The sequence below is a fragment of the Fusicatenibacter faecihominis genome (genome assembly GCF_020686945.1).
In the GTDB taxonomy this organism is placed as follows: domain Bacteria; phylum Bacillota; class Clostridia; order Lachnospirales; family Lachnospiraceae; genus Limivivens; species Limivivens faecihominis.
This window is the reverse complement of the sequence record NZ_JAJEPR010000001.1, coordinates 196,450-217,765: the sequence shown is the minus strand read 5'-3', so window position 1 is coordinate 217,765 and position 21,316 is coordinate 196,450. Positions and strand designations below refer to the sequence as shown.

The following is a 21,316-nucleotide window of genomic DNA, read 5'->3' as shown; positions in this document are numbered from 1 at the left end:
GGTGTAGCAAAAACTATATAATGTATTGGGGGGGTTTACGATTAGTATTATAACAAAGGAACCCAAATAAGTGTGCACAAAGTTTAAAAAATCTCAGATTTTTTTTTATGCGTTCTCTACAAAAGGAACTGGGAGCAAAAGCGGCTTACGCAATTCCATCTGTGAAAAGGCTTTCGAACTCTTCTCGGCCAATCTTCTCTTTTTCGACAAGGAGCGCTGCGCAGGAATGCAAAACGTCCATATGCTCTTCGATGATCTTTTTCGCGTGAGCGTAGGATTCGTCGATGATACGCTTCACTTCCTCATCAATGAGGGAAGCGGTTTCCTCTCCGTAGGAACGGGTGTGGGCCAGGTCTCTGCCGATGAATACCTCATCGTCGTCGCCGCCGTAGCAGATCATACCCACCTTCTCGGACATGCCGTACTGCATGACCATGGCCCGGGCCAGGTTGGTGGCCTGCTTGATATCCTGGGAAGCTCCGGTGGTCACATCACCAAAGATCAGCTCCTCAGCGATTCTTCCGCCGAAGGAAACCTCGATGTTGTGGAGCATCTTGTTCTTGGTATTGAACATCTCGTCCTTTTCCGGCAGGGGCATCGTGTAGCCTGCTGCTCCCATTCCGGTCGGAATGATGGAGATCGTATGAACCGGTCCCACATCCGGAAGCACATGGAAGAGGATCGCATGGCCTGCCTCGTGGTAGGCTGTGATCTTTTTCTCATGCTCGGAGATCACCCGGCTCTTCTTCTCTGCGCCGATGCCGACCTTGACGAAGGAACGGTTGATATCTTCCTGCTGAATAAAGCTTCTTCCGGCTTTCGCTGCGTAGATGGCGGACTCGTTCATGAGATTCTCAAGATCCGCTCCGGTGAAGCCTGCAGTGGTCTGAGCCACCTGTTTGAGGTCCACATCGTCTCCCAAAGGTTTGCCTTTGCAATGAACTTTCAGGATCTCCTCACGGCCTCTGACATCCGGACGGCCAACGCCCACTTTCCGATCAAAACGGCCGGGACGGAGGATTGCCGGATCCAGAATATCCACACGGTTGGTTGCTGCCATGACGATGATGCCCTCGTTGTAACCGAAGCCGTCCATCTCGACGAGCATCTGGTTCAGAGTCTGTTCTCTCTCATCGTGGCCGCCTCCCATACCGGTTCCGCGGCGTCTGGCCACGGCATCGATCTCGTCGATGAAGACGATACAGGGAGCGTTCTTTTTCGCCTCGGCGAAAAGGTCACGGACACGGGAAGCGCCCACGCCGACGAACATTTCCACGAAATCAGAACCGGAAATGCTGAAGAAGGGAACGCCTGCCTCACCGGCCACGGCCTTGGCGAGAAGGGTTTTACCGGTTCCCGGAGGACCCACCAGAAGGACACCTTTGGGGATCCGGGCGCCTACCTGAAGATATTTCTTCGGATCTTTCAGGAAATCTACGATCTCCTTCAGATCCTCCTTCTCCTCCTGGAGGCCTGCCACATCTTTAAAAGTTACTTTTTTGGCATCCGGGCTGATCATCGTCGCCCGGCTCTTGCCGAAATTCATCATCTTGTTTCCGCCGCCTGACGCCGCCTGGCGGTTCATCATCATAAACATGACCATGACCACAACGACCATCAGCAGCATGGGGAGTACATTATTTAAGAAGATACTTTCCTGGGGCACATCATGGATATAACAGTTGATTCCCTGCTCATCCAGATATTTTACCGCTTCATTTACATCCGAAACGTTGACCCGGTCCACACTGCCGTCGGTCATGTGTACGTTCAGATAACCCGTGGGCACCTGGGCGTTCTGGTGAACTTCCACCTTGGCAACCTTTCCATCCTCCACGGCGGTCTGCATATACTGATAGGTATAGGTCTCCGTATGCAAAAAGCCGCTGCGTAATAGAAAATATGCCAGCACCAGGACGACTGCCACGGAAATATACAGTCCTATTCCTCTTGATTCTCTGTTCAACGCGAATCTCCTTTCAGTTACTGTTACTTGCCTAATTCTACGATTCCGATGTAGGGAAGATTCCGGTATTTCTGGTCGTAATCCAGACCGTAGCCCACAACGAACTCATCGGGAATATTGAAACCGGTATAGTCTACTTTCACATCGGTGACACGGCGCTCCGGCTTGTCAAGGAGCGTACAAAGATGCAGGCTCTTCGGATTTCTCTTCCTCAGGATCTCCATCAGATAACCTAAGGTTCTTCCTGAATCCACGATATCCTCAACGATCAGAACGTCCTTGCCATCCAGGGGCTGATCCAGATCCTTTACGATCTTTACCACACCGCTGGACTCTGTGCCTGCACCGTAGCTGCTGACAGACATGAAATCCATCGTAACGGGAACCGTAATTCTCTTTGCCAGCTCACACATAAAGAACACGCCGCCTTTGAGCACGCATACCAGATGCACCTGACGTCCGGCATAATCTTCACTGATTTTTTTGCCAAGTTCTGCGATTTTTGCATCCACATCTTTTTCTGGTACCAGAACACGAATCTTGTCTTCCATTCTCTTAATCCTCCATCACTTGTACTTTTAAAACCCTGCTGGTTTTCTCTGTTACCTTGTAAACCTCGCTGATCCGATGGCCCACCACCCAGAGGATCTGGGAGCCGTCTGCCAGAAGGCACAGCCGGTCTCTCTCCCCGGCCGGAATTTTCTCATCGATGAGGTATTTTTTCAGAGTCTTTCTTCCGCCCGAAGCTGTGACCGTAAGGAAGTCACCGCTCCTTCGGGGCCGTATTTGAACCGTATTTTTAATTGTATCATAATCGAACCATTTCGTATACATTTTTTCCGGAATAATTTCGTTTTTATAAGGAAAAATCGAGGCAGTCAGGCGATATTTCCCGTACCTGACCGTCCCCGGGACTATCAGTTCCGTCTCACTCTGCTGCTCTTCCTTCCCAATCCCCGGCCTGTCAAAAATCAGGTATGCGCCTTCCGTATGGACCGTGAGCCCTCCTGGAAGATTCAAGGACCGGCCGGACTGTCTGGATGCAAGCTCTGTGATAGCGGAGAGATGGGAGGAGGAGATATTATAAAGGGAAACGCCCGGCTCCTGCTGCCTGAAAGTCCCTTCCTGATCTTGAAGGCTTTCTCCTCTCAAAACAAACTTCTCAGAAACCTCCCTCAGACAATACCGCAGAATATACGCTTTCAGGGCCTCCGGCTCCTGCAAAAATCCTTCCCGGTCCAGAAAAAAGCCCGCACCGCCGTCCGTTTTCCGGCCCGCCAGCCTTTTCGCTGCTTCCCTGGCCTGCCCGGCCAGATAATCCTCGGCCAGAGCCAGCCTTTCCGCTGTTTCGGCCAGATGCTCGCAGGCTCTCGGATTTAATTCTTCCCTAAGGAGTGGTAGGATATTCAACCGGATCCGGTTTCGGGCGTAATCGGTCTCAAGATTGGTGGCATCGGTTCGGAAGGGAAGGTTTTCTTTCCGAAGAAGGTCTTCGATCTCCTCCCGGGTCAGACAGAGCAGCGGACGGATGATGTTTCCCCGTACAGGACGGATGCCGGAAAGCCCGGAAAGCCCGCTTCCCCGGACCAGATGAAAGAGAACCGTCTCGGCCTGATCGTTCCGGTTGTGGGCCACGGCGATCTTCGTACCGCCGTTCTTGCTGCGAACTTCCTCGAAAGCCTCGTACCTCGCCCGGCGGCCCGCCTCCTCCCCGGAGCACTTCCATTCCCGGGCTAACTTAGGGATGTCCCGGTGGTAAGTGTGACAGGGGATAGCAAGCTTCCGGCAGAAGTTTTCCACAAAAGCCGCATCCTCAAGGCTTTCTTTTCCACGAATGCCATGTTCCATGTGGACAACTTCCAGGCTTATCCCCAGAGTCTCCTTATATTTATCCAGCAGAAAAAGCAGGCATACCGAGTCGGGCCCCCCCGATACGCCTGCTATGATCCGGTCTCCTCTTTGGACCATTCCGTTTTTCCGGATATAATCCAGTACTTTCTCCATAAGTCTTCCTCCGTTGTCTCTGCGATCCCGAGAGGCCAGGTTTTTGTCATCAGAAGCCTGAACACCTCGCGAAAATCCATCTACACTTATTCAGTATATTCACATTCCCGCAAAACCGCAAGGCGCAAGCAGAAATTCACCGCCTCCACAGGCCTCCTACCAGCACCGTCATATCGTCCTCGGCCTTTCTCCGCCGGAATTTCAACACCTCTTCCAGGATATTTTTCGCCATCTCGGCGGCATTGTCCGTGGTCTCGTTCAAAATCAGCTCCTGGACCTTGTCCTCCCCGTGATTTCCCGGGAAAGCGTCCAGAATCCCGTCGGAGACCATGACAAGGAAATCTCCGGGCCGGAGCTGCTTTTTCGTACACTCGTAGTCCGCCTCCCCGATAATCCCCATGGGCATGCTCGTCGAGGAAACGGTCTCCACCCAGTCTCCCCGTTTCAAAAAAGTCGCCGCCGCTCCGACTTTCAGAAGCTCGCACTCCCCGGTGTAGAGGTTCACCGCCGCCAGATCCATCGTGGAAAAACAGCTGCTGTCCCGAAGAAGCATGACGGAATGGAGCATTTTGATCGAAGTTTCCCGGTCAAAGCCCGCATTCAGGAACTGTTCCATAAGCTCCACAGTCTGGCTGCTCTCCTGTCCCGCCTCCGGCCCGGAGCCCATGCCGTCGGAAATGCTCAAAATCATCTCGCCGCTGTCCCGGTGGTAAACCGCGAAGCTGTCCCCGGAGACCACTTCCCCGTCCCTCGTCACCCGGGCTGCCCCGCAGAGCATCATATATTCCGGAGCTGGCATAAACATCACCGTACTGTAGTCCTGGTTGATGACCATGCGGCTGTCCCGGGCCGGAATCATGCGCTCCCCGCAGGCCGAAGAAAGGCAGGCCGCCGCCTCCCGCATGCCCACACAACGCTTTTTCCCCAGAGCCCTCATCGTCACATAGAGCTCCCGGCAGCCGTCGGGCCGCTCTACCTTCCACATTTCCCGTACGCCGATACCGTGAAGTTTCATCTGGACCTCCAGAATCCGACGCACCTGAGTGTCCACCTCGTCCACCTCATAAATGGCCCCGGCAGCCCGCCGGATGATTCCGGCGATCTCCTGAAACTGATCCATCATAATTCGCCGGCTGGCGAAAAGCCGGTTCGTCCAGAGAAGATTCTGCCGGGCCAGCTGATATTTAAGCCGCAACTCTGCCAGAAACCGGTCCGAGCGGATGCAAAAGGAAAGCCGTGGAAGCTCCTCCTCCCCTTTTTCCATAGAAAAAAGCCGGTCGTACGCCTCCCGGAGCGTGTCCTCCCGGTGCTCGCTCCAGCACCACTCCATGGCCTCGCAGTCCCGGCAGACCTGATGGGAGGTCTCCTTTAAGATCTCTTCTCTGTCATCTTTCTCCAGATCTTCTTTGAGCTTCGGAAGCTTTAAAAAGGTCTCTGAGAGTCCCTCGAAGGCCTCCGCGTACTGAGTCAGCTTCTGCCTGCCGGGATCACGCACCGCCTCGTTCCCCGGCCCTTCCCGATGCTCCTGAAAAAAGACCTTCAGAAGATCCAGAATCATCCACAGAATACTCACCAGCAGAACCGTCATCAAAAGCTCCCCCATAACTTACGCGCCCTCCATTCACAAAAATGGCAGAACCGGACAGGCTTTTATGGCTTGTCCGGTTCTCTTTCGTACGCTGCTCTGTCAGAGAGCTTTTTCTTTATCAGTTCGAGGGTTTGAAGATGATCTCGTCTTTGTAGACCAGGCCAAGCTTGTCTTTCGCGATCTCTTCCACATACTCCGTTGTGTTCTTGTACTCTTCCAGCTTCTTTATCTCATCTGTACGGGCTGTCTCGCTGTCGATCTTCTGCTGCAATTCTTCCTGCTGGGCCGCATATACCTTGAGCTTTTCTTTCAGCCCCTGGCTCTGCACGCTCAGGATGACGAGCAGGATCAGGACGATAAAACAGATGCTGGTTACGCCTCTGTTGCTTCCCTTTCTTTTTTTCCTTCTTTTTTGTTTCATTCGGATCCCTGCTTCTTTCTTTTGACGCCAACGTTTTTACATGTAATTCTCATTGTAACCCAATTCCATGCTTTTTTCAACGCTTTTCGGCAAAGAAAAACTGTTTTTTTCGACGCCGTACGAAACACGAAGGTTTCACAGGTTATCACCCAGGGACTGACCGTCCGGTGATAAAACCACATGCCAAAGACAAGAGCCGCCAGGGAAAAGCCCCGGATGGAGCCGCTGTTCCCCCGAAAAGACACGCCGAAGCAGAAGATGCCCGCCGCCGTCCAGAAAAAGAAATCTTCCAGGGACTGGAAGAAGCCGTTATGGGGGATCACCCGGCGGAGCACGCGCAGCTGATCATATGCACAAAGAAGAATGACTCCCGAGAGAAGAGAAAAAAAGAAAAACCAGATCTCGTGACGGATGACCTCGCTCATCTACTGAAACATCCTTTTGAAGCGGGAACCGTTCCGATCCGCCTTTTTTCCCTGGCTTCCGGTGTAGGTGAGACTATCGATTTTTCCATCGAGGTCCACCTCGCCTTTTTCCAGGGTGAGCCGGCTCACATGGAGCTCCTCCCCCTTGATCATCAGAAGGCCGTCCTCGGTCTGGAGCACCACTTCTCCCACATCAAAAGAGAGCACATCCGATACCCCCGTGATGGCCGCGCATCTGCGCCCCTCCATGGTCAGCCTGTGTGCTCTCTTCATCTCAATCTGTTTTTCTTCCATAAAGCCCTCTCGGTATATGCTCTTGATAGAATATATGAGACGGGAGGGCGAAATATTCATCATGCAGGCATGACTCATACTTTTTATGGAAAAGCTGTATGACGCTGAAAAGTTACAGATATTTATACATTTCTTTGGCGTCGTCTTTTTTGACGGTCTCCTGGACGTTCAGGACCTCAACCTTTACGGCCTTGGTTCCGAAACCGATCTCCAGAATGTCACCCTCTTTGACGGCCGCGGAAGCCTTGGCGGGCTTGCCGTTGATCGTGACTCTTCCGGCGTCGCAGGCCTCATTGGCCACAGTGCGGCGCTTGATGAGGCGCGATACCTTTAAAAATTTATCTAAGCGCATAATTCAATTTCTCCTTTTACGAAAAATCGGAGGACTCCAACGCAGAAGTCCTCCGATCTGAAAGCATTTGCAACTATTCCGACCTCATCTCGATTCCGCTTCGCTTCATCTTGATGTGGCTTCTCGCCAAATAGATTTCCAGTCAAAAGTGTTCGTTCATGCAAGCATGAATCACACTTTCGACTGAAAATCTGCTTGGCTCTGAATAGTTGCAACTTATTTCTCGTTGATCATATCTTTCAGTGCTTTGCCGGCTTTGAATCTGGGAGCTTTGGAAGCCTCGATCTTCATCGGCTCGCCGCTCTGAGGATTTCTTCCCTCTCTTGCTGCTCTCTCAGATACTTCAAAAGTACCAAAACCAACCAGCTGGATCTTCTCACCTTTTTTCAGCTCTTCGGTCACAACGTCGGTGAAAGCTTTCAGTGCTTTCTCTGCGTCTTTTTTGGATAATTCGGTCTTGCTGGCGATGGCAGCAATCAGTTCTGTTTTATTCATGGAAATATTCCTCCTCTGGATTTCTCTTCGTAACTGATCTGTTCTTTACAGCTACTTCTCTTTGTAATCATGACCCTGCCTTCTCCCCGGCAAAGTTCTACGTTTACTTATAAACTGTTTTGGGCCTTTTGTCAAGACTAATACGGCTCTTTTTGCTATGATTCCGCTTGCAGAAGACGGATGACTTCGCGGGAAGCATTCCGCTCCGCTTCCTTCTTCCGCTTTTCGTATTCTGCTGACTTTCCCTGCTTTTCCGCCTGCTTGATGGCCTCCCAGCGGCCCGGTACTTCTTCCTTTTCCGGGGCGGCCTCAGAGGAAAAGACGTGGGGATGGCGGCGGATCATTTTCTCCCCCGCCTTCTGGATCACATCATCCAGGGAAAAAAGCCCCTCCTCCTCGGCGATCTGGCTCTGGAGTACCACCTGGAGAAGCACATCCCCCAGTTCCTCCGAGAGGTTGTCCGCATCGCCGGTGTCACTAAGAAGATTCACGGCAGCCACAGCCTCCGTCATCTCATGGATCATGCAGGGTTTTAAACTTTCGTGAGTCTGAGCCTTATCCCAGGGGCAGCCTTTTTCCGGATCCCTGAGGGCCCGGATGATTCCGCGGTAGTCGTCAAAGGTGATCTTCCTGTCCATAAGCATTCCCCTTTATCCTGCGATTATGCCTCAAAGCATCTGATGGATCATTTCCAGCACTTTTTCACCCAGAGCTTTGGATTTCTCGTCGGCGTCGGCAAGGGAAGTTCCCTTCACGCCGTAGTAGAATTTCACCTTCGGCTCGGTTCCGGAAGGTCTCACGCAGAGCCATGCATCGTCGGTGAGATCGTAGTAGAGCACGTTGGACTTCGGAAGGCCGGTCTCGGTGATTTCGCCAGTAGCCATGTTCCGGATCGTATCCAGCTTGTAGTCTCTTGCGGAAGTCACCTGATAGCCACCGATCTCTTTCGGCGGATTTTTCCGGAGGGTCTCCAGGATGGACTGAATCTTCTCCAGACCCTCGATGCCTTTGAGGGTGATGGACTGGATATCATCTTTATAATAACCATATTTCTCATACATATCGATCATGGCATCCCAGAGAGTCTTACCCTGTGTCTTATAGTAAGCCGCAGCCTCGCAGAGGGCCATCGTGGCAACGATTGCATCCTTATCCCGGGCATGGGTGCCGATGAGGCAGCCGTAGCTCTCCTCGAAACCGAAGAGGTAAGTGCCTTTTCCGCTCTGCTCAAAGCCCAGGATCTGCTGGCCGATGTACTTGAAGCCGGTCAGAACCTCGATGAAACGAAGGCCGTAGGCTTTCGCGATGGTTCCTGCCATGTTTGTGGTAACGATCGTGCTGACCACAGCGCCGTCCTCCGGAAGGCTTCCTGCTGCCGCTTTTCTCTGGCTGAGCTCGTACTCCTCGAGAAGGCAGCCGGACATATTTCCGGTGAGAGTATGGTAAACGCCGTCCTTATCTTTCACGCGGACGCCGAGACGGTCTGCATCCGGATCGGTGGCCAGAACCAGATCTGCGTCGATCTCTTTGGCCAGTTTAAGCCCCAGAGTGAAGGCCTCATCTGCTTCCGGGTTCGGGTAGCTCACGGTCGGGAAATCACCGTCCGGCAGCTCCTGCTCTTTTACCACATAGACATTGGTAAAACCAAGCTCTTTCAGCACTCTTCTAGCCGGGATGTTTCCGGTGCCGTGAAGCGGGGTGTAAACAATCTTCAGCTGATCCTTCTCCGCGTCGATGGCATCCTGATGGATAACCTGGCTCTTCAGTGCTTCGATATAGGGATCATCAATATCTTTCCCGATCACCTGATAGAGACCTTTTTCCTCCGCCTCTTTTTTGTCCATCGTGTAAACCTTGGCATAATCGGTCACAGCCTTTACCTCAGCCATGATGCCGGTGTCGTGAGGCGGTGTGATCTGCGCGCCGTCCTCCCAGTAAACCTTGTAGCCGTTGTACTCCGGCGGGTTGTGGCTGGCGGTGATGTTGATACCGGCGATGCAGTGAAGCTGGCGGACTGCGAAGGAAAGCTCCGGCGTGGGCCTTAAAGACTCAAACACATAGGCTTTGATGCCGTTGGCTGCCAGGCAGAGCGCTGCCACATCCGCAAACTCCGGGGACATATGACGGGAATCGTAGGCGATGGCCACGCCTCTTGACTGTCCGTTCACTTTGGCAATGTAGTTTGCCAGTCCCTGGGTTGCTTTTCTTACGGTATATACGTTCATCCGGTTGGTTCCTGCGCCGATGATGCCGCGAAGACCCGCGGTACCAAACTCCAGCTCGGCGTAGAAACGCTCCCTGATCTCATTCTCATCCCTGGCGATACCGCGAAGTTCCGCCTTGGTCTCCTCATCAAAGTAAGGGCTGTTCAGCCACTCTTCGTACACTTTCTTGTAATCCATATCGTACCTCCCAATTATCACACTATTCAGATCAGGTTTTCATGGCTCTGAATAGTTTCATCATATCATAAATCTGCCCGAAAAGAAACCTTATTCCAGGATTTTGAGAAAAGATGAGCGCTGCTCTCTCTGGCGGATGAGGCTTCTCAGTTTTTCGACATTTTTCTCGGGAATCCAGCTTTTCCGGCTGCCGTAATAGTGATCGGCCAGCTTCCAGAATTTCTCCGGATAGGAAAGCCGTACCCGAAGATCCTCCTGCTCCTCCCCTGAAAGCGGGCGCACCCGTCCGTACTCCCGGAGCATCGCGTTTCCGTAGACCTTATCCCAGTTCTGCTTCTCCAGAATCTTCCGGAAAAAGTGAGCCAGATCTCCAGTCTGGACGCCGAAATGACAGCGGCCGAAATCCGTGATGGCCGTTCCCTCCCGGGATAAAAGGACGTGATGCTGATTGTAGTCGCCATGGCAGAGCCACCCCTCGGCCAAGCTTTTTTCATAGAGTACACGCAGCCCCCGCGACCTGGCGGCCTCAAGGGCGGCCTCCGCCTCCCCATAGAAGCCCTCGAAATGATTCAGAAATTCCTGCTCGAACTCCGTCTTTCGCCTGCGGGAGCGCATAAATTTCCGCACTCTCTTAAGCTCCGCATTTTTCCGGGTAAGCTCCTCTTCCAGGGATTCCTCCCGGAAATTTTCCCGCCCTTCTTTTGGGGCTGTCCGGAAATTCCGGTGCAGGTAGGCCAGCGTCCGTACCGCCTCCTCCACCTCGGAAAGGTTCCGCACCTCGCACTCGCGGCCCTCGTGCCATTCCCGGAGAAGGTAGGTGATCTCCTCCCGGTCCTTCACCAAAAAGCCGCCCTCCTTATTCCGCACTGGAAAATCCAACCGCTCCAGGCCTTTTTCCCGCAGCTCCCCCATAACCTCAGCCTGAAATTCCAGCCTTCCCTCCGTTCCGGAATACTCCGTCAGCAGTTTCAGACCTCTGTCCGTATCCACCAGGAAGGATCCCCTTCCTCTTCTGGCATTTCTCACATCCAGCTCATACTGTTCCAGTACGACAAGTCCTTTTTCATTCATCGGATTCCCCCCACTGATCTGTTCCCTCTATTCCTATGTGATCCGGGAAGGAATTATGCGGCAGAAAAAAGAAAGCCGGAGCATCAGCTCCGGCGAAGAGTCCTGGAATACTCCAGAAGATATTCTTTTGTGTTGTGGCTTGGGTCGCGTAAGACCTCTCCCAGGAGTTCGCTCAAGACCGCGCCGAGATCTTTTCCCGGCTTCATGCCATCGGCGATGAGGTCCCGGCCGGTGACAGCCATATCTTTCAGGCAGAAGCACTGCTTCTCCGCGAAGATCTTTTCCACGAGAGCTTCCACTTCCCGGATCCGCTCCTCTTTCTCAGAGCGCTGATAGTCGCTCTGGGCTGCGACATCCGCCCGCTGCACCTTCATAACCAGCGGGAAAAGATCCTTTCCCACCTTATTTAAGAACCTTCTCACGGATCTCTCGTTCGGATGCGGCCGGAAATCGTGGTAGGTGATGAGTTTTTCCACGGTGTTCAAGGTCTCATTGTCAAATTTGAGCCTCTTTAAAATATCGCAGGCCATCTGAGCACTGACGTCCGCGTGACCGAAGAAATGATCCACACCGTCCTCGCCGGTGGACCGCACCACAGGCTTTCCGATATCATGAAAAAGCATGGTAAGACGGAGTACTTTATCCGGCTCGATCTGACGCATCGACTCGATCATATGCCGGCCCACGGTATAACAGTGATGAGGATTATTCTGGGGCGTTTCCATAGCCTCGTCAAACTCCGGGAGAATTACCCGGGTAATGCCGGTCTCACAGGCCGTATAGAACTCCTCGGGATGGGGAGAAACAGCCAGTTTTACCAGCTCCGCCTGAATCCGCTCGGCGCTGATGTGCTCCAGATTGCCCGCCAGAATGCCGATGGCTTCCCGGGTTCTCTCCTCGATGGAAAAGCCCAGCTGGGCTGCGAAACGCACGGCCCGAAGGATACGCAGAGCGTCCTCGGTGAAGCGCTCCAGGGGATCGCCAACGCAGCGGATAACCTTTTCCTCCATATCCTTCTGGCCCCCGAAAAGGTCCACCAGGCCGTCTTTTTCGTTGTAAGCCATGGCGTTCACCGTGAAATCCCGGCGTTTCAGATCCTCGGAGAGAAGGGAGGTGAAGGTCACTTCCTTCGGGTGGCGGCTGTCCTCATATTCCCCGTCCAGCCGGTAGGTCGTCACCTCGTAGCCCTCCCCGTCCAGAAGGATCGTCACGGTCCCGTGCTGGATTCCCGTATCGACGGTTTTTTTGAAAAGAGCTTTCACCTGCTCCGGAAGGGCCGAGGTCGTGATGTCCCAGTCGTGGGGCGTCCGTCCCAGGAGACTGTCCCGGATGCAACCGCCCACCGCATAGGCCTGAAACCCATGCTCCTCCAGAACATGGATGATCTTATTTACATTTTTCGGAAGTATAATCTGCATTCACACACTCCTTTATTAAAATACTGATAACTATTCAGACCCCATCTCGATTTCACTTCGCTGCATCTCGATGTGGCTTCTCGCCAAATAGATTTCCAGTCAAAAGTGTTCATTCATGCAAGCATGATTCACACTTTTAACAGAAAATCTGCCTGGCTCTGAATAGTTACAAGCTGAAGAACAGAATCACCAGTACACCAAGGACAATCCTGTACCAGCCAAAAGCCTTAAAATCGTTCCGGCGGATGTAGTTCAGCAGGAATTTGATGACGATGATGGAAACCACGAAAGCCACCACCATGCCTACGATCAGGATCACAGCCTCGGAGGCGCTGAAGGCCAGGCCAAATTTTACCAGCTTCAAGAGACTGGCTCCTGCCATCACGGGAACGGCCAGGAAGAAGGTGAATTCTGCTGCCGTCGTACGGGACATGCCGAGAAGGATGCCACCGAGAATCGTAGCTCCGGAACGGGAGGTTCCCGGAAACACAGCTGCGATCAGCTGGAAAAGACCGACGCCGATGGCTGCCTTCCAGGTAATCTCAGCGATGGAGTTCATCACCGGTTTCCGGCCCTTGTTGTAGTTTTCGATGACGATGAAAAGCACACCGAAAATGATCAGCATGGCCGCTACAGTCTGGTAGTTATAAAACAGCTCGTTGATCTTGTCGTCAAAGAAGACGCCCACGATGGCTGCCGGGATGCAGGCTGCCAGGATTTTGAACCACATACCAAAGGTGTCCTTCTTAATAAAGAACTTTTCCTTCGTGGAAAAAGGCCACAGTTTTCTGAAATACAGGACCACGACGGCCAGGATGGCTCCCAGCTGGATCACCACCAGAAACATCTCGCGGAAAGCGTCGGAAACGTTCAGTTTTACCAGCTCATCCAGGATGATCATATGGCCCGTACTGCTGATGGGAAGCCACTCGGTAATGCCCTCCACAATGCCGAAGAGAATCGCTTTGAGAATCTCGATAAAGTCCATTTTTTTACTCCTTTTCTTTGTGTTTTTGCTATTCCTATGATACCTCGCCTTCCCGTATGATACAAGAAAAATTTCCTTGACTTTTGATTTTCCAGCGATTATACTGGAAAAGTATCGAGGATTTCTTGGATGTAAGATAATTCACTAGTCATTAGAGATTATATCGCACTCATGTAATCTGTAATGGCTGGTGGATTTTTTTATCCGAAAATCTACATCATTATTAATTCATTATTTTATGGAGGTACCACAATGAACAAAGGTACAGTTAAATGGTTCAATGCAGAAAAAGGCTATGGCTTCATCACCGGCGAGGACGGAAACGATGTATTCGTTCACTTCTCCGCTATCCAGGGTGAGGGCTTCAAATCTCTCGATGAGGGTCAGGCAGTAAGCTATGACTTAACTGAGGGTGCTCGTGGAATGCAGGCTGCTAACGTAGTTAAACTTTGATTGTTTACTCATAAGCGCAGAAAATAGAGAAAAGAACCAATGAAAGGGGCCATTCTGAAAAGAATGGTCCTTTTCTTGTCTTGCAAAAAAAAGAGAATCAACCGCCGGCAGACTTGCCGCAAGCGATTGATTCTCTTTTTATTTAGGATAGGACAGCTTCTTTCACTGTATCCACATATTTCTTGATGTTGGAGGCGTTGACGTATTTCTTCGTCCGTGCGCCGTCTACGATTACCAGGGTCGGCGCCTGCATGATGCCGTACTTTTTCACGAGCTCCGGATTTTCCTCGGCGTCGATGATCTGGACGGCCTCGCCTTTCAGCATCTCCTTGGCCATGCGGCAGTTCGGACAGGTCTTGGTGGTGAAGAGATATTTCACACCCTCCATGGGTTTGATCTCCACATCATCTCTGGAAACCGTGACAATGCTGCTGTGTACTTTCTTCAGGCAGGAATTGTCGATATCGTAGAGCTTCCGGTTCTTGTACTCCTGGGTCTTTCCGTCATTCCAGTTCTGTACCGGACGGTAGTAACCGGTGATCCGGCTATAAACCTCGGCCTTCTTGCCGCATTTCGGGCAGGTGAAGTGCTCTCCGGCGATATAGCCGTGTTCTTTACAGACGGAATAAGTCGGTGACAGCGTGTAGTAAGGCAGGCGGTAGTTCTCCGCGATCTTACGCACCAGGTTGGCCGCTGACTTCCAGTCGGGAAGCTTCTCACCGAGGAACGCATGGAAGACGGTTCCGGAGGTGTAGAGGGTCTGCAGCTCATCCTGAATATCGAGGGCATCGAAAATGTCCGCGGTGTAATCCACCGGAAGGTGGGAGCTGTTCGTGTAGTACGGGGTATCGCCTTCTTTTCCTGCGGTCTTGATATCCGGCCAACGCTCCCGGTCGTGTTTGGCCAGACGGTAGGTCGTGGACTCTGCCGGGGTAGCCTCCAGATTGTAAAGGTCGCCGTACTGCTCCTGGTATTCCACGAGACGCTCTCTCATGTGATTGAGCACCTCTTTGGTGAACTCCTGGGTCTTCTCATGGCTCAGATCCTCGCCCAGCCATACGGCGTTCAGACCCACCTCGTTCATGCCGATGAGGCCGATGGTAGAAAAGTGGTTGTTAAAAGTTCCGAGATACCGTTTCGTGTAGGGATACAGGCCCTCGTCCAGAAGTTTGGAGATCACGTCACGCTTGATCTTCAGGGAACGGGCTGCAATATCCATCATATGGTCCAGGCGGCGGTAGAAATCCGCCTTGTTTCTGGAAAGGTAAGCGATACGCGGCATGTTGATCGTGACAACCCCTACGCTTCCGGTGCTCTCGCCGGAACCGAAGAAGCCGCCGGTCTTTTTCCGGAGTTCCCGAAGGTCGAGTCTCAGGCGGCAGCACATGCTGCGGACGTCACTGGGTTCCATATCGCTGTTGATGTAGTTGGAAAAATACGGCGTTCCGTATTTGGAAGTCATCTCAAAGAGCAGGCGGTTGTTCTCTGTGTCGGACCAGTCGAAATCTCTCGTGATGGAGTAGGTCGGGATCGGATACTGGAAACCACGGCCGTTGGCATCGCCCTCGATCATGGTCTCGATGAAGGCCTTGTTTACCATATCCATCTCTTTCTTGCAGTCCTTATAGCAGAAATCCATATCCTTGCCGCCGACAATGGCCGGAAGCTCTGCCAGGTCATTGGGAACGGTCCAGTCCAGCGTGATGTTGGAGAAGGGAGCCTGGGTTCCCCAGCGGCTCGGTGTGTTCACGCCGTAGACGAAGGACTCGATGCATTTTTTCACCTCCGGATAAGAGAGGTGATCCACCTTCACGAAGGGAGCCAAATAGGTGTCAAAGGAGGAAAATGCCTGGGCTCCTGCCCATTCATTCTGCATGATTCCAAGGAAATTCACCATCTGGTTGCAGAGTACGGACAGATGCTTGGCCGGAGCGGAGGTGATTTTTCCCTCGATGCCGCCTAAGCCCTCCCGGATCAGCTGCTTTAAGGACCAGCCGGCACAGTAACCGGTCAGCATGGAGAGGTCGTGGATATGAATGTCCGCATTTCTGTGGGCATCAGCGATCTCCTGGTCGTAAATCTCAGAGAGCCAGTAGTTTGCAGTCACGGCTCCGGAGTTGCTTAAGATCAGTCCACCGACAGAATAGGTCACAGTGGAGTTCTCTTTCACACGCCAGTCTTCCACTTTCACATAGCTATTGACGATATCTTTGTAATCCAGGATCGTGGACTTCATGTTCCGGATCTTCTCGCGATGCTTGCGGTAGAGGATGTAGGCCTTCGCCACATCGGAATAGCCACTCTGTTCCAGCACGGTCTCCACGCTGTCCTGAATGCTCTCCACGTCGATGAGGCTGTCTTTGATCTTATTCTGAAAATCTGCAGTGACGCGCAGTCCCAAAAGCTCAATAATATCCGTATTGAACTGCTTATCTGTCGCCTTAAACGCTTTCTCGATGGCATTTGTGATCTTTCCGATATCGAAAGAGGCCACTTCGCCATCCCGTTTCACTACTTTAAACATAAACCTTCTCCTTCCATCTATCCGATGCGCTGTCTTTTTACTTTTCCGCGATCTTATCTGTTTTTTTCCGTACGCTGGGCCCGGCCATCTGTTTTTTCATGAGATTTTCGTGCCCGCCATACGGAGACTGGATTTATTGTATCAGAGATATCTTTTCGAGTCAACAGTAAAAATACCATATGTGGGACGCATTTTGCGTATATACCACTACATATAGTATATTTTGCAAATGCAGCAAAAATGCCGGAAAGCCCCGGAGAATAGGCTTTTCCGCGAAAAAACGGAGGCCGCAGGGCCCCCGTATCATTCACTAGAACTTGTGTCTTTAGTAAAATTGACGAATTTCAGCTGCTGTGCGAAAGCCCTTGAAGGCTTTGCAGGTCTTTTTCAGACCTTCTCGTAGATCTTCCGGGGCACATAAGCCCTGACTTCGATGCCCTCCGCCGTGTATTCCTCGGATACCAGCTCCCCTTCTTTGCGGATCAGCTGGATGATACCTGCCTGGTCGAAGGGGTAAAGGCGCTCCACATAGATCTTGTCTCTTCGGAGCACTTCCTCAAGCGCGTCAGTCAGTTCAGAAAGCCCTGCTCCGGTCTTCGCGGAGATTTTGAGGGTCTGATCAGCCTTGAGATCCCGGAGGTCCGTGCGGATGCCCTCCCGGTCGGTCTTGTTGAAAAGGGTCAGAATGGGTTTGTCGCCCACCTCCAGCCGTCTTAGGGTGTCGTAGACCACATACATCTGAGTCTCCATCTGCTCGTTTGAGGCGTCCACCACATGAAGGATCACATCAGCGTACTTTGCCTCCTCCAGGGTACTCTTAAAGGCCTCCACCAGATGATGGGGAAGCTTCCGTATAAAGCCGACAGTGTCGGTAAGGAGGATTTTCGTTCCGTTATCTAATGTCAGGGTACGGGTCGTGGGGTCCAGGGTCGCAAAGAGCTTATTCTCCTCCAGAACGCCAGCCCCGGTGAGGCGGTTCAAAAGGGTAGACTTTCCCGCATTGGTGTAGCCCACGATGGCCGCCACAGGCATATGGCTGCGGCTTCGCTGGGCCCGGGTGATCTCCCGGTGGCGTTTCACCTCCGCCAGCTCCCGGTTCAGCTGGGCGATGCGGCTCTTGATGAGACGGCGGTCCATCTCCAGCTTTTTCTCACCCGGTCCTCTGGTTCCGATACCGCCTCCCAGACGGGAGAGGGAATTGCGGAGGCCGACAAGTCTCGCCTGCCGGTATTTGAGCTGGGCCAGCTCTACCTGAATCTTACCTTCGCTGGTCCGGGCGTGGGCCGCGAAAATATCCAAGATAATCAGAGTCCGATCCATGACTTTGAGATCCAGCTCCTGCTCCAGGTTGTTGAGCTGGGCCGGGCTTAATTCGTCATCGCAGATTACGCCGGTGGCGTTAAGGCCAAAGGCCATGGCCCGGACTTCCTCGATTTTTCCTTTTCCAATGTAGGTGCCCGGATGGACGGCCTCCCGGTTCTGGATCACGGTGCCGACGGTCTCGGCTCCGGCCGTGTCCGCCAGCTCTTTTAATTCTTTCAGGGATTCTTCGGTGTCATCCCCGTCGCTTGTGCTGACACCGATGAGGATGACCCGTTCTTTTAATTCTTCAATCGTATTCATTCCCATAAGCTTACCTCGTCTGCAGGAAGGTGTATTCCCTGGTGCCGCGCTCGTCCGCGGGGTATTTTTCCACATATTCCTGGGCTTTTGTCCGGGCGGTGTCGAAATCGCCCTGACGTTCGCAGGCAACGATCGCGTTGTACATGAGTTCCTGCCGTGCTTCTTCCCCGGATAAAGCCAGGCCTTTGTCCACATTTTCCAGGGCGGAAGCATAATCGCCGTCCTGGATGTCGCAGAGCACGAGGCCGTTATAGGCGGTCTGGCTCTCCCCGGCGCTGCTGATGAGCTCCTGCCAGAGATTTCGGGCGTGGGTGGTGTCGCCTTCTTCCAGGTAAATTTTGGCCATCAGAGCCATGGCCTCCCCGTTTTTCTTTTCCACGAGGGGATTTAAGAGGCTCTGAGCATTGTCATAGTCTTCCAGATAAAAATAGATGCGGGCTTTCTGGTAGCTTCCTTCATCACTGGAGTCCTCGATATTCAGGGCATTTTCGAGATAGGGCGCTCCGTCCGCGGAGCGTTTCTGCTCCTGATAGCAGCCGTAGATATCGAGCACCAGGTCATAATCTTTCGGGGAAAGGGCCACCGCCGCGTCAAAGTCGGTCTTCGCCTTGTCGTAATCTCCCTGGGCCATGTAGCAGGCTCCGCGGAGATAACAGGCGTCGCCTTCCTGATTAAGGGTAAGGATCTCGTCGCAGGTGCTGATCGTGTTCTCATAATCTCTGTTTTTATAGAGGGCTGTGGCTTTGTAGTAGAGGATGTCTCTTTTCGTGTTTGGCATTTTTTCATCCGTAGCCCTCAGCGCCGTATCAAAGGCCTGGGCTGCCTCGGCGTACTGTCCGAGCCCCATGAGAGCAAGGCCTTCGCCGCGGTAGGCCGCCGCATCGTTTTCTCCCAGGGCCGCCGCTGTCTTGAAGTCTTCCAGCGCCGCCTGGTATTCTTTATTTTCCATGGCTGTCATGCCCTCGGCGATGCTGTCCGCGCCGTCGTTGCCGCTGCATCCGGTCAGGAGCACAGCCGCCAGAGGAATCCAGATCCATAAACTTTTTTTCATGTATAAACCTCCGTAAAATTTGCTGGTACTACCGAAGTATAGCAGAAAAAAGAGTGGTTGTACAGACTTGTATCTTGGTGAGGTTGCGGGTATGATAGAGTTATCGTAATGTAGTGGCTCTGAGGACGCCCTGCCTCCACAGGAATCCTGACGGAAATCGAAGTGCCGGGCTGGGTGTAGTGGGCGGTAATCGTGAAGTGACAAGTGAAAGTTGTTGGTTGGATGGGTGAAGGTGGGAAAGATAAACTTTGGTAAAGAAGGGAGGGAATGGGATATGGCTTCCAGGATTATTTTCCATATTGATGTAAATTCGGCGTATTTAAGCTGGACTTCGGTTGAGAATCTGAGGACGGGGGCGGGGCCGGATCTGCGGGAGGTGCCGGCTATTATTGGAGGGGATCAGAAGAGTCGCCACGGCATCGTCCTTGCCAAGTCTATTTCTGCGAAGAAGATGGGCATTTATACCAGTGAGCCCGTGGCCTCCGCCCTGAAAAAGTGTCCGAATCTCCTGATTTTTCCGCCGGACCACGAGATGTACCGGCAGTACAGCCATCTTTTTATTGATTATCTGAAGACGCTGACTCCGGATATCGAGCAGGTCAGTGTGGATGAGTGTTATCTGGATTTCACGGGTATCGCGCACCGTTACGGGAATCCTTTGGAGGCCGCAGACGAGATCAAGAACACGATTTATGAGCGTTTTGGGTTTACGGTCAATGTGGGGATCTCCTGCAACAAGCTTCTGGCGAAGATGGCCTCAGATTTTGAGAAGCCGAACCGGGTTCACACACTTTTTCCCGAGGAGATCCCGAGGAAAATGTGGCCTCTTCCGGTGCGGGAGTTACACATGGCCGGGCGTTCCTCCTCCCAGGTCTTAAATAAGCTGGGCATCCACACCATAGGAGAACTGGCAAACACGGACGTGAACCTTCTCGTCTCCCATCTCAAGAGCCACGGAAGGCTTCTCTGGGAGTACGCCAACGGTATCGACGACCGGCCGGTGGAGTCTCTTCCGGCCCGGGCCAAGGGTGTGGGAAATTCCACTACTCTCTCCGAAGATGCCCTGACGGAACGGGATGCCGCCCAGGTGCTCCGCCGTCTTTCGGAGAGTGTGGCAAAAAGGCTTCGCGCCGGAAAGCAGCTGGCCGGAAGTATTTCCGTGGAAATCAAGTACGCTGATTTTTCCGCCGCCTCCCATCAGATGCCTCTGAATCCGCCTTCCAACGCCGCCGGAACCCTTTATTCGGCTTCTCTTCGGCTTTTCCGCAGGCTCTGGAACGGGGAGCCGATCCGGCTTCTGGGTGTCCGGACCACCCGGCTGACCGATGAAAACGCTCCGGTTCAGCTTTCCATCTTCGATATCGACTGGGAGAAAAATGAAAAGCAGCAAAAACTGGATGCCGCCCTCGACAAGATCCGGAAAAAATACGGGGAGCAGGCGATTCGAAGAGGAAGCGACGTGACGGCTAAGAAGCTATGAAGCCAAATCACACGGCTGCCTAGTACAGTGAAAATAACTGGACCATTCACGCAAGATGCAGGTTCGAGTGTGCTGTTGAAAAAACGCAGGAACGGTTTTTGACACCTTCCTGCGTTTTTTGTGTTTATCTGCGATGTTTTCCTTTTTTCTTCGCCGGTTTCCGGACGGAATAGCCGAAGGTGCCAAGTTTTTTTCCCAGGCTGAAATATTCGCCGTGGGAATAGGCCACCAGGCCGGTCTGATTCAGACAGAAGCGGCCGTTTCCTTCCATATAGTCCTCGGAGACATGGACGGCCACTACCTCGGCCAGGAACATATCGTGAGAGCCAAGGGCTTTCACTTCTTTTACTTTGCACTCCAGGTTTACGGGGCTTTCTGCCACCATGGGGCAGCCCGTCACCGGTCCCGGAATCGCTGTGAGGCCGGTCTCCTTGAATTTATCCACGTCTCTTCCGGAGCGCACGCCGCAGTAATCGGTGGCCTTTAGAAGTTTTTCTGTGGTCAGGTTGATGACGAAGGTCTTCGTCTCTTTTAAAATGCTGTAGGAATAGCGCTCCGGCCGCACGGAGATGTAAACCATGGGCGGATTCGTGCAGACGGTTCCCGTCCAGGCCACGGTGATCAGATTCGGTTTTTCGCCCTCCCGGCCCAGGCTTACCAGGACTGCCGGAAGGGGATATAGCATATTTCCAGGTTTCCACTGCTGTTTTTTCACGGAAACCTTCTGTTTTTCTGTCGTTTTTTTCTCCATTGTTCTTTTT

The 21,316-nt window shown here is 52.7% G+C and carries 20 protein-coding genes; 2 read left to right on the top strand and 18 right to left on the bottom strand.

The window, feature by feature from the left end:
• Window positions 1-145: 145 nt before the first annotated feature.
• The 14 genes from ftsH to LKD71_RS00885 form a co-directional block, all read right to left on the bottom strand.
• Window positions 146-1,966, bottom strand: coding sequence for an ATP-dependent zinc metalloprotease FtsH (gene ftsH / locus LKD71_RS00950; protein WP_227613996.1), 1,821 nt, complete (start codon window positions 1,964-1,966; stop codon window positions 146-148).
• Window positions 1,967-1,989: 23 nt separating this feature from the next.
• On the bottom strand, window positions 1,990-2,517 hold the full coding sequence (hpt, locus tag LKD71_RS00945; protein ID WP_178046191.1) for a hypoxanthine phosphoribosyltransferase: 528 nt from the start codon (window positions 2,515-2,517) through the stop codon (window positions 1,990-1,992).
• 4 nt (window positions 2,518-2,521) lie between these two features.
• Window positions 2,522-3,970, bottom strand: a complete 1,449-nt coding sequence (tilS, locus tag LKD71_RS00940; protein ID WP_178046192.1) for a tRNA lysidine(34) synthetase TilS — start codon at window positions 3,968-3,970, stop codon at window positions 2,522-2,524.
• 136 nt (window positions 3,971-4,106) lie between these two features.
• Complete coding sequence (locus LKD71_RS00935) at window positions 4,107-5,573, bottom strand: SpoIIE family protein phosphatase (protein WP_227613995.1); 1,467 nt, start codon at window positions 5,571-5,573, stop codon at window positions 4,107-4,109.
• A gap of 103 nt (window positions 5,574-5,676) precedes the next feature.
• Entirely contained in the window at window positions 5,677-5,979 is a 303-nt protein-coding gene (locus tag LKD71_RS00930; RefSeq protein ID WP_178046194.1) for an FtsB family cell division protein, read from the bottom strand.
• Complete coding sequence (gene yabQ, locus LKD71_RS00925) at window positions 5,976-6,404, bottom strand: spore cortex biosynthesis protein YabQ (RefSeq protein WP_178046195.1); 429 nt, start codon at window positions 6,402-6,404, stop codon at window positions 5,976-5,978. Before yabQ ends, LKD71_RS00930 begins: the two co-directional genes overlap by 4 nt.
• Window positions 6,405-6,698: a sporulation protein YabP gene (gene yabP, locus LKD71_RS00920; protein WP_178046196.1), complete on the bottom strand. Its 294-nt coding sequence runs from the start codon at window positions 6,696-6,698 to the stop codon at window positions 6,405-6,407. It lies immediately after the preceding gene.
• A 112-nt stretch (window positions 6,699-6,810) separates the two neighbouring features.
• Window positions 6,811-7,050: an RNA-binding S4 domain-containing protein gene (locus LKD71_RS00915; protein WP_227613994.1), complete on the bottom strand. Its 240-nt coding sequence runs from the start codon at window positions 7,048-7,050 to the stop codon at window positions 6,811-6,813.
• A gap of 216 nt (window positions 7,051-7,266) precedes the next feature.
• Window positions 7,267-7,545, bottom strand: a complete 279-nt coding sequence (locus tag LKD71_RS00910; protein ID WP_117768119.1) for an HU family DNA-binding protein — start codon at window positions 7,543-7,545, stop codon at window positions 7,267-7,269.
• Window positions 7,546-7,700: 155 nt separating this feature from the next.
• Window positions 7,701-8,183 carry a MazG family protein gene (locus tag LKD71_RS00905; RefSeq protein WP_227613993.1) on the bottom strand — a complete coding sequence of 161 codons (483 nt, stop codon included), beginning with the start codon at window positions 8,181-8,183 and terminating at the stop codon, window positions 7,701-7,703.
• A gap of 30 nt (window positions 8,184-8,213) precedes the next feature.
• The gene (locus LKD71_RS00900; protein ID WP_227613992.1) at window positions 8,214-9,947 is read right to left on the bottom strand and encodes a phospho-sugar mutase; all 1,734 of its coding nucleotides are present in this window, start codon (window positions 9,945-9,947) and stop codon (window positions 8,214-8,216) included.
• 90 nt (window positions 9,948-10,037) lie between these two features.
• Window positions 10,038-11,018: a CotS family spore coat protein gene (locus tag LKD71_RS00895; protein WP_178046199.1), complete on the bottom strand. Its 981-nt coding sequence runs from the start codon at window positions 11,016-11,018 to the stop codon at window positions 10,038-10,040.
• An 83-nt stretch (window positions 11,019-11,101) separates the two neighbouring features.
• Window positions 11,102-12,436, bottom strand: coding sequence for a CCA tRNA nucleotidyltransferase (locus tag LKD71_RS00890; RefSeq protein WP_227613991.1), 1,335 nt, complete (start codon window positions 12,434-12,436; stop codon window positions 11,102-11,104).
• A 166-nt stretch (window positions 12,437-12,602) separates the two neighbouring features.
• A complete protein-coding gene (locus tag LKD71_RS00885) occupies window positions 12,603-13,424 on the bottom strand; it encodes an undecaprenyl-diphosphate phosphatase (RefSeq protein WP_178046201.1) in 822 nt (273 codons plus the stop codon).
• A gap of 252 nt (window positions 13,425-13,676) precedes the next feature.
• On the opposite strand from LKD71_RS00885, the gene LKD71_RS00880 reads away from it, so the two are divergent.
• A complete protein-coding gene (locus LKD71_RS00880; RefSeq protein ID WP_117768125.1) occupies window positions 13,677-13,877 on the top strand; it encodes a cold-shock protein in 201 nt (66 codons plus the stop codon).
• 142 nt (window positions 13,878-14,019) lie between these two features.
• On the opposite strand, the gene LKD71_RS00875 is transcribed toward LKD71_RS00880, so the two are convergent.
• The 3 genes from LKD71_RS00875 to LKD71_RS00865 form a co-directional block, all read right to left on the bottom strand.
• Window positions 14,020-16,401 carry a ribonucleoside triphosphate reductase gene (locus LKD71_RS00875; protein WP_227613990.1) on the bottom strand — a complete coding sequence of 794 codons (2,382 nt, stop codon included), beginning with the start codon at window positions 16,399-16,401 and terminating at the stop codon, window positions 14,020-14,022.
• 387 nt (window positions 16,402-16,788) lie between these two features.
• Window positions 16,789-18,030, bottom strand: coding sequence for a GTPase HflX (gene hflX / locus LKD71_RS00870; RefSeq protein ID WP_178046603.1), 1,242 nt, complete (start codon window positions 18,028-18,030; stop codon window positions 16,789-16,791).
• A 4-nt stretch (window positions 18,031-18,034) separates the two neighbouring features.
• A complete protein-coding gene (locus LKD71_RS00865; protein WP_227613989.1) occupies window positions 18,035-19,075 on the bottom strand; it encodes a tetratricopeptide repeat protein in 1,041 nt (346 codons plus the stop codon).
• Window positions 19,076-19,349: 274 nt separating this feature from the next.
• Here LKD71_RS00865 and LKD71_RS00860 point away from each other — a divergent pair, with 274 nt between their 5' ends.
• Complete coding sequence (locus LKD71_RS00860) at window positions 19,350-20,555, top strand: DNA polymerase Y family protein (protein ID WP_227613988.1); 1,206 nt, start codon at window positions 19,350-19,352, stop codon at window positions 20,553-20,555.
• Window positions 20,556-20,679: 124 nt separating this feature from the next.
• Here LKD71_RS00860 and LKD71_RS00855 read toward each other — a convergent pair whose 3' ends face one another.
• Window positions 20,680-21,270: a flavin reductase family protein gene (locus tag LKD71_RS00855; RefSeq protein ID WP_178046408.1), complete on the bottom strand. Its 591-nt coding sequence runs from the start codon at window positions 21,268-21,270 to the stop codon at window positions 20,680-20,682.
• Window positions 21,271-21,316: the final 46 nt, after the last annotated feature.